The sequence below is a fragment of the Halorhodospira abdelmalekii genome, assembly GCF_016583625.1.
GTDB classification, from domain to species: Bacteria; Pseudomonadota; Gammaproteobacteria; order Nitrococcales; family Halorhodospiraceae; genus Halorhodospira; species Halorhodospira abdelmalekii.
Window position 1 is genome coordinate 1 of the sequence record NZ_NRRN01000060.1, and the last position, 13,476, is coordinate 13,476.

A 13,476-nucleotide genomic window follows, 5' to 3' on the forward strand; every position below is an offset into this window, starting at 1 on the left:
GGGGGGACAAACCCGTCAGCACTCTCCGACTAAATTTTCGGGGCTCAATACCTTCAGGGTCGGCTTCACCCGTTACCTTTGCACCTCGCCTGCTTTCGTGCCTACGCATCGACACGACCGTTGCCAGCCACGCCGCAAGGCTCGATACTAGGCTCGCGGCTCACGATTACCTAGGCGGGACTCTCACCCGCTAGAACACGCGGCCTTGCCAGGCCGCACCGTCCCCTTTTTGGTCCCTTTTCGCTGTCCCCTTTTCGCTCGATCAGCCCTGGGTCAACGGCTCTCGGCAGCGGGTGCAGTAGTAGATATTGGCGCCGCGCTGAATGCGGTTATGGCGCGTCGTCGTGACGTAGACATCGCCGCAGCTGCAGCGGTAGCGCCAACGCCGCTGCACCCCCGGCAGGCCGGTGATATCGAGATCGTGGGTGCGCTTGGGGGTAAAGCCGGCCCGCTCCATGACGCTGCGCCACGCCGGGTCGTGGCCGCAGGTGCCGTAGAGGGCGTAGGCGACCAGATGGGCCAGCTCGTGGACGACGGTTTCGGGGAGGATCGTCTGGTAGCCGTCGGTGCGGGCGAGCATGGGGCGGTTAAATGTGACCGTCCAGTTTTTCACGTCGGCGCAGCCGGCGCGCGAGCCACGCTCCAGCCAAGTGACGGCGGGCATCGGGTGGCGGGCGAGCGTGGGGTAGTCGTCGACAAAGCGTTGCCACCACTCGGCGGCGGCCGCCTCTACATGCTGGACGCGCTCGGCTACCGGATCGTCACCGGCGCCGACCTCATTGAGCAGCCACTCGACGACCTCCGGGACGGCGGCAGCGACCGGTGCCGAGAGCTCTTCGCCGACGGCGAAGGCCAGCGGTTCGATGCCGACTACGGTGAGCTGGCGCGGCATCAGCCCTAGGGTGTTGGCCAGTTCAAGCGCCTCGCTCACCCCAAAGCCGTGCGACGAGGCGCGTGTCGTAGCACCGCTGAGAGGCGGGTGCGGGTGATCGAGCAGTTGGTCGCCATCCAGGCGGTGCACGGTTCCGGGGGGGGCGCCGGTAACCACCGCATCGATCAGCCACACCCGGTCTGTCGGTGACCAGGCGCTGAGTAGGCTTGCGGCCTCACCGCTGAGCTGACGAATGCCGAGGGTAGTGGGGCGACGCGGATCGGCGGCCAGGGTTGCGGCGATCGCGATGCCGACACCGTCATCCTGGCGGGACGGATTGCCAAGCCCTAGTACCCAATCGCGGCCTACGGCGGGCTGGCCCCCGCGCTCATGCTTGCGCTCACGCGCTCTGCCGCTGTGCACACCGTTGTTGTCCATGGCAGAATTTTGACCCTCATCGGCGCTCTAACGGCGCTCTACCGTCAAGTCTAAAAAGTGCGTTGAACAGGAGATGCACGGGTCGTAGTTGCGGATGGCTTGTTCGAGGTAGTCGCGCAGCGGTTCATCCGGGAGATGTAAGTTCGGTTCGGCGAAGGCGCGCAGATCCTCCTCGATCACGCGCTGATTGACCGAGGTCGGAGCGACGATCTTAGAGTCGGTGATGACCCCGTGCCCATCAATCGAGTAGCGATGGTAGCAGATCCCGCGCGGGGCCTCGCTCGCGCCGTAACCGGTACCCGCCCGCGCGGTGAACGGGACGCACGCAGCGGTGGGGCGTTCGTAGGCGGCGAGCAGACGCAGCGCCTCCTCAAAGGCGAAGATCAGCTCGACGCTGCGCACCAAGATGCTTTTAAAGGGATTGCGACAGACAGCGTCTAGGCCGGCGCGCGTCGCCGCGGCAGCCGCGCGCGGTGTTAGGCGCTCGTGGTTGAGGGCATAGCGGGCGAGGGGACCCAAACAGACCGCGGTACCGTCCGCGGCGCAGTAAGAGTGTAGCGAGGTTGAGCGTTCTTCGTGGTGCTCAATCAGCCACTCGTCGTACGCCTCAACCCCGGCGCGCGCGCCGTCGCTGCGGGCCAACTCGCCGCGGTCGATGGGATACTCATCGGGGTGGGTAAGGGCCATAAAGCGGTAGTCGCGCTCGAAATCAGGGAAGCGCAGGCTGGCGAGTTCGTCGATAATCCCTTCCATGGCCGTCAGGCAGTACTCGAACTCCTCGCGCAGGGCGGTCAGCTCGTGGCGGTGGGGGGCGCGGTAGAAGCCGCCGACGCGGACGTTGATCGGGTGGATCTCGCGTCCGGCAAGGGCGGTCATCAGGCTGTTGCCAGCCTTTTTGATCCGCAGCCCCATTTTGACCAGCTCGGGGCGATCTCGGCCCAGGGTGATGGCGTCGGGGTAGCCGAGAAAGTCGGGCAGGTGGAGCATAAAGATGTGCAGACCGTGGCTCTCGATCCACTCGCCGCAGTAGAGCAGGCGACGCAGCAGGCGCAGGGCGCCGTCGACCTCAACGCCGACGATTTGCTCCATCGCCTGACAGGCGCTGGTTTGGTACGCCACCGGGCAGATCCCGCAGATCCGGGCGGTGATATCGGGCGCCTCGCGAAAGTCGCGCCCGCGTAAGAAGCCCTCGAAAAAGCGCGGCGGTTCGAAGATGCGCAGTTCAGCGCGGGTCACGCGCCCCCCCTCGGCGACGAGATGGAGCGCCCCTTCGCCCTCGACCCGCGCGAGGTAGTCGACGGCGATGGTGCGGCTTTGGGGTTTTGAATCGGATTCACTCATTGTTTTGCGCCCTTATCCATCGGCTCCACCCCTGTCTGTCTCTCGATCGGTTCGATCGGTCTCTCGATCGATCTATCGATCGCGCTCTTGTTCAGCGGCGGCGGCAGCAGCGGCGGCAGCAGCTTCAGCGGCGCTCTCGCTCTCGCTCTCGCTCTCGAGTCGCTCGCTCTCGTTACGAAACGCCTCGGCGGCCACATTGAAGGTGGTGTAGAGGCGCTGGGTCGTCTTGCGGCTGATCCCCTGAGCGGCCAGTGCGGCGGAGAGGGCCGCGGGTTGAGCGTTCTCTTTCGGCCCAAAGCAGCCGTAGCAGCCGCGGCCAAAGCGCGGACAGAGCGCCTGACAGCCGGCGTGGGTCACCGGCCCAAGACAGGGGGTGCCGGCAGCAACCAAGAGGCAGACGGCCTGGCTCCGTTTGCACTCCTGGCAGACGGCGGTATCGGGGATCTGCGGTCGCCGCCCGCAGAGAAAGGCGCCGAGGACCTCGAGCAGCTGCTCTTTGGCCACCGGGCAGCCGCGCAGTTCGTAGTCGACGGCGACGTGCGCAGCGATGGCATCGGAACTCGCCAACGTCTCGATCCACTCCGGCTGGGCGTAGACGTAGCGGGTAAACTCCGTGACATCGGCGAACTGGCGCAGCGCTTGAATCCCGCCTGCGGTGGCGCAGGCGCCGATGGTAATGAGCCTCTTCGAGACGCTTCGAATCGCCCGAATGCGCTCGGCGTCGTGCGGGGTGGTGACCGAGCCTTCGACCAGTGACAGATCGTAGGGGCCGTCGATGACCGTGCGGGTCGCCTCCGGGAAGTAGGCGATCTGCACCTGCTCGGCAATGGCAAGCAGCTCATCCTCGCAATCGAGCAGCGAGAGCTGACAGCCGTCACACGAGGCGAACTTCCATACGGCCAAGCTCGGTCTGCCGGTTGCTGTGGCCATCGCTAAAGCTCCTGAATGCGAAAGGCAGGCTCCATCCGCGGATAGGGAAAGACCGGGCCGTCGCGACAGACGAAGTCGGCGCCGATCTGGCAGTGGCCGCAGAAGCCGACGGCACAGCGCATGCTGCGCTCCATCGAGACGAAGATCGCCTCCTTAGGCACCCCGCGGCGGCGCAGCGCCTGCACCGAGTAGTCCATCATGATCTCAGGGCCGCAAATCATTGCCAGGGCGTTGCGGCCGCTAAAACCACCGCGATCGAGCAGTTCGGTGACGACACCGACGTGCCCGGACCACGCCGCGGTACCGCGGTCGACGGCGATGCGCAGCTCGATCTCGCACTCCTCTTCCCAGCGCTCCAATTCGCTGCGAAAGATCAAATCGCGTGGCGAACGGGCGCCGTAGCAGAGCAAGACGCGGCCGAAGGAGCGCCGCCGCGCGGCGATCTCGTGGAGCACCGGGCGCAGGGGCGCCAAGCCGATGCCGCCGGCGACGAGGATCAGATCGCGGCCCTCGGCTGCGGCCACCGGCCAGCAGCTGCCGAACGGCCCGCGCAGGCCGATTACAGTGCCGGCGCTCAGCGCCTGCATCGCCCGCGTCACGCTGCCAACGGCACGGATCGTATGGACGACCCCGCCGGCGAGGGGGGGTGGGCTGCTCAGCGTGGCACAGCCGGTGCCATCACGACCGGGGATGCCACTGACCGAGATCGCCGCCTCGCCGATCCCAAAGAGGTAGAGCATGTTGAACTGCCCCGGTTGGGGCAGGGGCTCGCCCTGGCTCTCCAAAGGCGACAGAGACCAGGTGAAGACCTCGCCGTCGGCGACCTCAGCGGTAACGGCCTCAATGCGCCACGGCACCGGGGCCATCGCCTCGTAGCCGGTCGGTGGAGTCGGCTGCTCGACAGCAGCGGCAACAGCGGCAACAGCAGAGGAGGGCGAGGAAGGGTTATGCGCCTTCATGGATGCCCCCCGGGGTGCGTGGCGCGGTCGAGCCGCCGTGGTGCTCGGCTAAGGCGGCGACTTCGGCCGTGAGATCGATCCCGCTCGGACACCAGGTGATGCAGCGGCCGCAGCCGACACAGCCGGAGCTGCCAAACTGCTCATGCCACGTCTCAAGCTTATGGGTTAGCCACTGTCGGTAGCGCGCCGCTACGCTGTGACGGTGAGGCCCGCCGACCATGTAGGAGTGTTCGGCCTCGAAGCACGACCCCCAAGTGCGGACCCGTTCGGCCACCTCCCCCTCCAAATCGGTGCGATCGACCATATCAGAGCAGAAACAGGTCGGGCAGACCAGGGTGCAATTGACGCAGGCAAGGCAGCGCTCTGCCACCGCCTCCCAGTGAGGGTGACTGTGTGAATGAGCGAGTAGGGCGCGCCGCTCCTCTTCCGCAGGGAGTCGTTGCGGCATCTGAGCCGTTGCGCGCTGCCACTGCTGAGACACAGCGCTCTGCTCGGCGGCGCTGGCCGCTCGCGTCGGGAGGGCCTGGAGCAGTTCGGCACCGGCGGCACTGCCGGCGGCGATCGCGAAGCGGTGCTGCGGTGGGTCGCAGAGCTCGGTCAGTACCAGATCGAAGCCGTCACGGGCCGCTGGTCCGCTCGCCATCTCGGCGCAAAAACAGGTCGCAGCCGGGGCGGCGCAGTCGACCGCGATCGTAAAGAGGGCGCGTCGCCGTTCGGCGTAGCCGCGATCAGCAACCGCCTGCTGAGTAAAGACCGTATCTTGGATGGCCAGCGCGGCCAATTCGCAGGGGCGCACCCCGAGCAGGGCGCGCGGGGTCGCTGGGGCGCCGAGGATCTCGGTGCGCAGACCCTCTGCGGCGTCGCGGTGGACGCGAAAGAGCACCTCGTTCGGAGGAAAGAGGTAGGCCTTCCAGGAGTGTGGACCGACGGCGTAGCCGAAATAGGCGCCGTCGCCGCGGGTGCGCAGGCGGTAGACCCCGGGGGCCTGCTCGTCGCCGCAGTCGACCGGCAGAGCAGTGACATCGGCAAGCGGTCCGTAGACGATCGCGCTTTCGTCGCGGGTCGGTCCGAGAACTTCATAGCCGCGCTGCTGCAGCAGCTCAATGAGCGTCTGCAGTTGCGTCGCTTCAAGGATGCGCTCCGGTTGGGGGCGCGGTGCCTTCTCAGTGCTCATGCGGTATTGTGCCCCCTTAACTATTAGCAGATTCGCGGTAGCTGCTCGCCGGCGAGCCAATCGACGGTGCGCCAGCTGCCGAAGACCGTCTCCATCTCGACAAAGCCCGGCGGCTCGGCTGCGACCTCGCCGACGATTGCCGCCTGAGCGCCGAGCGGATGTTGCTGCATTGCCTTGAGTAGGCGCTCCGTCGCCTCTGCTGGGCAGACGGCGACTAGCTTCCCCTCGTTGGCGAGGTAGAGCGGGTCGAAGCCCAACAGCTCGCAAGCACTCACTACCTCAGGCTGCAGCGGCAGAGCCGATTCGTAAATCTGCATCGCCGTACCCGATTGCCGCGCCAATTCGTGTAGCGTTGCCGCTAAGCCGCCGCGGGTTGGATCGCGCATGCAACGAATCTCCGGGGCCGCCTCTAGCATCACCGCTACGAGGTCGTGGAGGGCGGCGCTGTCGGAGCGAATGGGGCTGGTAAAGCCGACCCCTGAGCGCGCCGAGAGGATCGCCGCGCCGTGATCACCGAGGGTACCGCTGAGCAGCAGCCGATCGCCCGGGCGGATCGCTTGCGCACTGAGTTCGACGCCCGTCGGTACGGTGCCGACCCCCGTCGTCTGGATGTAGATCCCGTCGCCCTTGCCGCGCTCGACGACCTTGGTATCGCCGGTGACGATCTCAACCCGAGCGGCGCGGGCGGCGGCGGCGAGCGATTCGATAATGCGCCGCAGATCGGCCAGTGCTAAACCCTCTTCCAAGATGAGGGCAACGCTCAGATAGTGCGGCTGTGCTCCCCCTACGGCCAGATCGTTGATGGTGCCGTGGACGGCTAGGGCGCCGATGTCACCCCCGGGGAAGAAGAGCGGCGTGACGACGTGGCTATCGGTGGTTACCGCTACGCGACCGTTCAGCGGGGAGGGGAGCACCGCTTGATCCTCACCGCGACTCAGGATCGGGTTGTCGAACGCCGGATAGAAGAGCTCTTCGATCAACTCGTGCATGCGCCGCGCCCCGCCGCCGTGGGCCAGCTCGACGTGGCCGTGGACCCAATCGATCGCCATAGAACCGCGCCCCCCCTCGTTTCGCCTTTTGCGCTTGCGCAAGCGTGCGTTGTGCGCTCAGAGCCAGAGCCAGAGCCAGAGCCAGAGCCAGAGCCCTGAGCTTAGCGGATTGCGCGCTGTCGATGGTACCGGTAGTGGTAGTCGGCCGCACACGCCCCCTCTGCCGAGACCATGCAGGCGCCTTGCGGGGTATCGGGCGTGCAGCGTGTCGCAAAGAGCGGACACTCAGCCGGCTCCTTATGACCCCGCAAGATCGCCCCGCATGCGCAGTGGCGTGGCTCGTCATCGTGTCGCTGGTGCGCAGCCCGGTGCACAGCAAAGCGTCGTTCGGCATCGAAAGCGGCGTAGCGCTCACGAATCCCGAGCCCGCTTGCCGGCAGGCGTCCTAAGCCGCGCCAAGTAAAGTCGATGCGCGGCTCAAAGACGGCGGCCATCTGTTCCTGCGCTTTGCGGTTGCCGATGCGATCGACCCCCCGACGATATTGGTTTTCGACCTCACAGCGGCCGGCGTTCAGTTGTTGGACGAGCATCCACACCGCTTGCAGTAGGTCAAGCGGCTCAAAGCCAGCCACAACCAGCGGTTTAGCGAAGCGCTCCACGGCTGGCTGGTACGCTTCGCTGCCGACAATAGCAGAGACGTGGCCGGGGCCGATTAGGCCGTCGACGGCGGCCCCTTCTCCTAACAGGGCGTGAAGCGCCGGTGGAGTCAGGACGTGGTTGCAAAAGACGCTGAAGTGGGTTAGCCGCTGGGTGGCGGCCTGCTCAATGACCCAGGCGGTAGCCGGCGCCGTCGTCTCAAAGCCGACGGCGAAAAAGACCACTTGGCGTTGGTGCCGGTGCTGTTGCTGTTGCTGTTGCTGGGCGAGTTGCAGCGCTTCGGCGGCTGAGTAGACGATGCGCACATCGGCACCGGCTGCCTTCGCCTGCAGCAGACTTCGGCCGTCGATGCCCGGTACCCGTACTGTATCTCCGTATGCGCAGAGGATGACAGCTGGATCGGCGGCGATCTCAAGCGCAGCGCTGATGCGGGCGCTGGGCAGGATGCAGACCGGACAGCCGGGGCCGTGAACAAAGCGGATCGCCTCCGGCAGCAGATCGGCAAGGCCGTAACGGGCGATGGTGTGGGTGTGGCCGCCGCAAAACTCAAGGAGCCGGTAACTGCGGCTTGCATCGACTTCTCGTCGGATCATCGCGGCGAGCGCTCGGACACGCTGTGGGTCGCGGAACGCGGTGAGGTAGCGCATTACCCCTCACGCTCGCTATATCCACCCGTCTTATCGGCGCCGCGCGGTTGGCCAGGCTGGTCAGGTTGGCCCAGTCTGTCTGCTCTGTCTGCTCTGTCTGCTCTGTCTGCTCTGTCTGCTCTGCCTACTCCGCTGAGTCGATGGCTGGGTTCGGTACTCTCCGCGGCGTTGCGCTCGGCAGCGAGCAGTTCATCGAAGAGGGCGAGTGTGTGCTCGGCCTCGTGTGGATCGAGGCGGTTGATTGCAAAGCCGGCGTGCAGGATCAAGTAGTCGCCGGGGGTGACCGCGTCGATTAGGTTGACGTCGATCTGCTTGCGCAGACCGCCGGCATCGACGACCGCCTGCCCCTCGGCTAGCAGCTCGAGCACGCGCACTGGGATGGCTAGACACATGGTCTACTCACTCACTCTTTACTCACTCGCTATTTAAATGTTGCTCTTGAAATGTTGCTCTTGCCCTTGCTCCCGCTGTGTACATAGGGCAATCCACGCCTGTCCGAGACTGATGGCTGAATCGTTCGGCGGTAGGCGCTGCGCTTGGTAGAGCGTGATCCCGTGCCTCGCTAAGTTTTGCTCCAGCTCACTCATCAGCACCCGATTGGCACAACAACCACCCGCTGCGGCGAGGTGGTTGACCCCGGTGTCGTTGGCCGCTTGCGCCGCCCACTCGGCCAGCCCGGCGGCTACGGTCGTGTGCAGCAGGGCGGCCCCCCAGGCTGCTGTTGCCTCAGCGGCGCGTTCAGCGCTCCGCCCCGCCCCCGGTGTCGCCCCCGATGGCTGCGTGGCTGACGAGGAATCGCCCGCCGGCGTTGGCTGTGCGGCCGTCGCCGTGCGCCGCCGTTCGCCGCCACGTTTTGCCACCGGATTCGTGCTGTCGGCCAACCGCGCCAACAGCGGCGAAAAGTCGAGCACACCGTCGCGCAGTTGCCACCCGGCCGACCACGGCGCCACCCGGCCGTGAGCGGCCGTCAACGCCTCTAGGCGCATCGCCGCCTGCCCTTCGCTCTGGTGCTGCCAGTGCACGCCGAGCAGACCGGCAGCGGCATCGAAGAGTCGCCCCAGGCTGGTGCTCTGAATGCTTGTGCCTTGAGCACCAGCAGCGGCACCATCTCGCTCGCCACCTGCAAGCAGTTCAGCCACCCCGGCAGCCGCCGGCTCTGAGGCAAACCGCTGCACGATCTCCTCGTCCCGGCCGAGCCGGTGTAAGACCGCCGCTGCCATCCGCCACGGCTGTGCGGCGGCCCGGTCGCCTCCGGGCAAGGGCAGAGGGGCGAGGTGGCCGAGCCGCCGCCACTGTGCGCCGGCTACCCACAGCAGCTCACCGCCCCACGACGCCCCATCGGGGCCGAGACCGGCGCCGTCGAGCGCCAGCCCAAGTACCGGCTCGGTCAAGCCGTGTTCGGCCACAATCGCACCAATATGCGCATGGTGGTGCTGGACGCGCACGAGCGGTACCGCGAGCCTCGCGGCCCACTCTTCGGCCAGGCGGGTACTGTAGGGGTCGGGGTGTAGGTCGCAGGCGATCACCTTCGGGGTGACCGCGAGCCGGTGCTGCCAGCGCTCCACCGTCGTCGCCAATGCGCGACAGGCAGCGGCTTGATCGAGATCGCCGATCGGCTCACTGACGTAGGCCTTCGCCCCGACGGTACAGCAGATCGTGCTCTTGAGTGCCGCCCCGGTGGCCAATACCGGCGGGCCGCTGCTGGCCAGCGCCAGCGGTGGTGGCAAGTCGCGCGGTGGTGGCGGCCTCGCCTCCGAAGCCCCTGCAGCGGTTTGTGTCGTCTTGGTGCGTACACGCCGCACACCGGCCTCAAGAAACGACAGCCACCCCTCCAGCCCCTCGCCGGTCTCTGCCGAGAGTTGCAGGACGCGGACTCCTGGGTGGACGCGCCGTGCATAGTCGATACAGCGTGCCGTATCGAAGCGGACATAGGGCAGCAGATCGATCTTGTTGATGATCATCAAGTCGGCTGCAGCGAAGATATCCGGGTACTTAAGCGGCTTGTCCTCGCCTTCGGTGACTGAGACGATCACCACTTTGTGCGCCTCACCAAGATCGAACCCGGCCGGGCAGACTAGGTTGCCGACGTTTTCAATCAGCAGCACGCCCCGCCTAAGTTCGGGGAAGTGCTCTAGGGCGTGGCCGACGGCGTGGGCATCGAGATGGCACGCCTTGCCGGTGTTGATCTGGACCACCGGGGCGCCGGTAGCCCGTATGCGCTCGGCATCGCGATCGGTCTGCTGATCGCCCTCCATTACGCCGAGTGGGAATTGGGTCGTACCCCCTCGTTGCAAGCCGTTGACGGTTGCCTCCAAGAGCGTCGTTTTGCCCGAGCCGGGGCTGGAGAGGAGGTTGACAACGAAGAGGCTGCGTTGGGCGAAAGCAGTGCGGTTGCTGGCGGCAAAACGGTCGTTCTCGGCGAAGAGACTCTCCTCAACAGCGAGCCGTCGGCGCTGCGTCGTGGCCTGGTCGTGAGTCTGGTCTCCGCTATGGGCGCCGTCTCCGGGGTTGCTGTGCTGATTGTGCCGACCGTGTTCGTCGTGGACGTGATCGGGTCTGTGATCATGGGCGTGGTCGTGCCGGTGAGCGTGCTGGTGATGGCGATCGCGGGTGGATTCGTGGTTCTGGCTTGAGACTCCGCAACCGCAGATTCCGCACATGACTACGCCACCTCCAGCTCTCGGATATTCAGCTCATCGCCGCCGCTACTCTGCAGCCACGGATTGCCACACTGTGGGCAGGGGTCGAAACGGCGCTGTACCACCACCTCCGTGCTGCACTCGAGGCAGTAGGCGCGTCCCGGAAGTGCCTCAATCTCTAACTCGGCGCCCTCGCTGATCGTACCGCGACTGACCGCCGTAAAGCCAAACCGCATCGCGGCGATCTCGACCCCGGCAAAGGCGCCGATCTCCAGGCGGACCCGCAGCACCCGCGAGAAGCCTTCGTGCTCCGCCTGCTGCTCGATGATCTCCACCAATCGCTGACACAGCGCCGCTTCGTGCACCCGGGCCTCCCGCTACTCGCGACAGCCGCACATGCCGTCGGGGCGGCAGCAGGGCGGGTACTCCGGTGCTGAGCGCGCACCGCTGCTGACCACCGCAGCGGCTGAGAGAAGGCGTTCGACCGGGGCCTCTGGGTTGGTCGTGCCGAGATCGCGCCCAGCAGCGCGGCACAGCTCGCCCCATGTGGTCAATTGCTCATCCATCGGGTGGTGAACCTCAATGATCTGGCCGTTGCTCGGGCAGCGATAGTCGTAAGTCGGCATCTCTTCTGATCTCTCCGTCTCTTCTTGCCCTCCCCCCTAGTCAAGGGGGGTGTGGGTCGTTACACTCGCCGTGCTTGCCGCGACTGTGGCATCGGTTTGCCCCTGAGGCAGCGCACATGCATATCGAGTCGCGGTTAGTCACACACCATCATAGGAGATTAAGTGTATGACGTGCTCTACTTTAGTCGTTGCGGTTTTGGTCCTGCTGGCGATTGCCGGTTCCCCCTGCATTGCCCGTCGTTTCCGCCGCTGGTAAGGGCGGTCGGCCGGTGATCGGGGCCGGTGCACGGTGACGGTGGGAGGAGGTGGCGGTCGATGCCCCGGGTGCGCAGACCGCGGACTGCCTCCTTTAGGAGGGTCGCCTCACCGCCCCCGTCGGGCGCCGGTCGAGCAACCGGCTGGGTGAGAGCGAGCCGACCGTCCGGTCGCGCTCGCCCCCCGCCCTAGGAATTCTCCCCCTCTGACCACGTCAAGTCAGCGCGGTTGGGACCGCGTCCTTCCAGCCACCACACTTCAGAACGCAGCCGGCCATCGGCACACAGTTCAATCCAGCGTACACCGGGGGGAGAGGGGTCGACGGCAAAGAGCGACGAGCCGCTTTTGAACTGAATTGAGACGGCCGGAGCTGCTAAGAGCCAGACGCCGTCCTCGGTCCGTCCGGCGTACTCTTGATGGACGTGGCCGAAGAGGACACCGCGCACCTGCGGGTGGCGGCCGAGGCAGGCCATAAAGGCCCCGCCATCCTCTAGTTGTTGTCGATCGAGCCATGGCGTACCCACGCTCACCGGGGCGTGGTGCAGGGCGATAAGGGTGGGGCGATCACGCTCTGCTTGTAGCCGCTCATCAAGCCAGTTGAGTTGACTCTCGCCAAGCCGGCCAGCAACTTCGCCCGGCACCTGGCTATTGAGCCCAATAACGCGCCACGAGCCGAGTTGCTGTTCGCGGATAAAACCGACCTGGGTGCGTCCGCCGAAGGCCGCCAGGAAGGCCGCCGGGTCGTCGTGGTTGCCCGGCACGATCAAGACCGGACTCTGCAGAGTCGCCAGCTCAGCGGCCAATTCCTCGTAGACGGCAGCGCCCTCATCGTGAGTGATATCGCCGGTGATGACCGTCAGGTCGAAGGGCGCACGCGGTAAGCCTTGGGCACTGAGACAGTCGGGGTCGACACCGACGAGGACATCGGTGAGTCGCTCCCAAGGGTGGACGCCGTGGTAGAGCCAGTGTCGATCGCTGCGTAGATGCAGATCGGAGAGGTGCAGTATTCGCAGTGGCTCTTCACAGACCGTCACACCATTCCCCTTAGTCGTTGCTTATTGGCGGGCGCCAATCCAGTCTCTTACCCATGCCGACCAGTCTAGCGGTTCACCGGGACGGCTGCCACCATGGGCTTCTCCCCGGACTTGCTGCAACACCTGTTAAAGCCCCCCTGGCGGTGTGGCGTGTCACAGCGCTATAGAGCACGATCGCTTCGTCCTCTAGGTGCTGTGGCCGAGTTGGGCGATCTCCTAGTAAGATGGCACCTTGCCTGATGCGCCTGTTGGCAAGCCTGTTGGCAAGCATGGAGCGATCGAAAGAATCATGGGCTGGCTCAATAACCCCGAAGAGGCATGGGCCGCATGGGCGGCGATGGCGGCGATCCTCTTCGTCCTAGAGCTCTTGCTCGCCGGTGCGGCGAGCGGGGTGCTGCTGATCTTCTCCGTCATGGCGCTGGTTGGGATGGTGATGGCGCTCGCCGGCGCACCGTTGCTGGCGCAGGTGATCGCGGCTGTGGTCATCGGAATCCTTTCAGCGCCCCTGATGGTGTGGGTCTACCGCCGCTACGGCCGTGGCAATAGCAGCTTGATGAGCGCCGGTCACGGCCCGGCTGAGATGCCGTGGCAGGCCTACTACGATGCCCGCGGCAATTTGCGGGTTCGGGCGCAGGGCGAGGACTTCCCGGCGGTGCTGGCCGCGGGCGGAACGGCCGCTGGTGGAGCGGCCCCGGATGGGTCTTCGACGCCGGGGCGCGAGATCGCTGAGGGCAGCACGGTGCAGTTGCTGCGCATCGAGGGGAATCGCGCTGTGATCGCGGCACTGCCAGAAGCAACCCCAGAAACGACCGAAGCGCCTGGGAAGAACAAGGAGCCTCAAACGCCGAGGCGCCCGGAAGATAAGCAAGGTGCTGACGAGTTGCAGCGGTAAGCGGCTGGTTCTTCGGGGGGGGGG

At 65.9% G+C, this 13,476-nt stretch carries 13 protein-coding genes; 1 reads left to right on the forward strand and 12 read right to left on the reverse strand.

Annotated elements, in window-relative coordinates:
* Positions 1-262: 262 nt before the first annotated feature.
* From CKO15_RS12005 to CKO15_RS12060, 12 genes are all read right to left on the reverse strand, one after another.
* Positions 263-1,309: a SprT-like domain-containing protein gene (locus tag CKO15_RS12005; protein WP_200196596.1), complete on the reverse strand. Its 1,047-nt coding sequence runs from the start codon at positions 1,307-1,309 to the stop codon at positions 263-265.
* Between the two features lie 27 nt (positions 1,310-1,336).
* Positions 1,337-2,650 (reverse strand): Ni/Fe hydrogenase subunit alpha, encoded by a 1,314-nt coding sequence (locus tag CKO15_RS12010; RefSeq protein ID WP_200196598.1) that lies wholly within the window; start codon positions 2,648-2,650, stop codon positions 1,337-1,339.
* A 72-nt stretch (positions 2,651-2,722) separates the two neighbouring features.
* The gene (locus CKO15_RS12015; RefSeq protein ID WP_200196600.1) at positions 2,723-3,580 is read right to left on the reverse strand and encodes an NADH-quinone oxidoreductase subunit B family protein; all 858 of its coding nucleotides are present in this window, start codon (positions 3,578-3,580) and stop codon (positions 2,723-2,725) included.
* Between the two features lie 2 nt (positions 3,581-3,582).
* A complete protein-coding gene (locus CKO15_RS12020) occupies positions 3,583-4,446 on the reverse strand; it encodes an FAD/NAD(P)-binding protein (RefSeq protein ID WP_200196622.1) in 864 nt (287 codons plus the stop codon).
* A gap of 79 nt (positions 4,447-4,525) precedes the next feature.
* Positions 4,526-5,713 carry a 4Fe-4S dicluster domain-containing protein gene (locus CKO15_RS12025; RefSeq protein WP_200196602.1) on the reverse strand — a complete coding sequence of 396 codons (1,188 nt, stop codon included), beginning with the start codon at positions 5,711-5,713 and terminating at the stop codon, positions 4,526-4,528.
* A 23-nt stretch (positions 5,714-5,736) separates the two neighbouring features.
* On the reverse strand, positions 5,737-6,762 hold the full coding sequence (gene hypE / locus CKO15_RS12030; RefSeq protein ID WP_200196604.1) for a hydrogenase expression/formation protein HypE: 1,026 nt from the start codon (positions 6,760-6,762) through the stop codon (positions 5,737-5,739).
* 101 nt (positions 6,763-6,863) lie between these two features.
* A complete protein-coding gene (gene hypD / locus CKO15_RS12035; protein ID WP_200196606.1) occupies positions 6,864-8,006 on the reverse strand; it encodes a hydrogenase formation protein HypD in 1,143 nt (380 codons plus the stop codon).
* Positions 8,006-8,398, reverse strand: a complete 393-nt coding sequence (locus CKO15_RS12040) for a HypC/HybG/HupF family hydrogenase formation chaperone (RefSeq protein WP_200196608.1) — start codon at positions 8,396-8,398, stop codon at positions 8,006-8,008. The genes hypD and CKO15_RS12040 overlap by 1 nt, the downstream gene beginning before the upstream one ends.
* Positions 8,399-8,431: 33 nt before the next feature.
* Entirely contained in the window at positions 8,432-10,666 is a 2,235-nt protein-coding gene (hypB, locus tag CKO15_RS12045; protein ID WP_200196610.1) for a hydrogenase nickel incorporation protein HypB, read from the reverse strand.
* A 2-nt stretch (positions 10,667-10,668) separates the two neighbouring features.
* Entirely contained in the window at positions 10,669-11,010 is a 342-nt protein-coding gene (gene hypA, locus CKO15_RS12050; protein WP_200196612.1) for a hydrogenase maturation nickel metallochaperone HypA, read from the reverse strand.
* 12 nt (positions 11,011-11,022) lie between these two features.
* Positions 11,023-11,271 (reverse strand): FmdB family zinc ribbon protein, encoded by a 249-nt coding sequence (locus CKO15_RS12055; protein ID WP_200196614.1) that lies wholly within the window; start codon positions 11,269-11,271, stop codon positions 11,023-11,025.
* 443 nt (positions 11,272-11,714) lie between these two features.
* Positions 11,715-12,560, reverse strand: coding sequence for a metallophosphoesterase (locus CKO15_RS12060; protein WP_200196616.1), 846 nt, complete (start codon positions 12,558-12,560; stop codon positions 11,715-11,717).
* A gap of 289 nt (positions 12,561-12,849) precedes the next feature.
* On the opposite strand from CKO15_RS12060, the gene CKO15_RS12065 reads away from it, so the two are divergent.
* The gene (locus CKO15_RS12065) at positions 12,850-13,452 is read left to right on the forward strand and encodes an NfeD family protein (protein WP_200196618.1); all 603 of its coding nucleotides are present in this window, start codon (positions 12,850-12,852) and stop codon (positions 13,450-13,452) included.
* Positions 13,453-13,476: the final 24 nt, after the last annotated feature.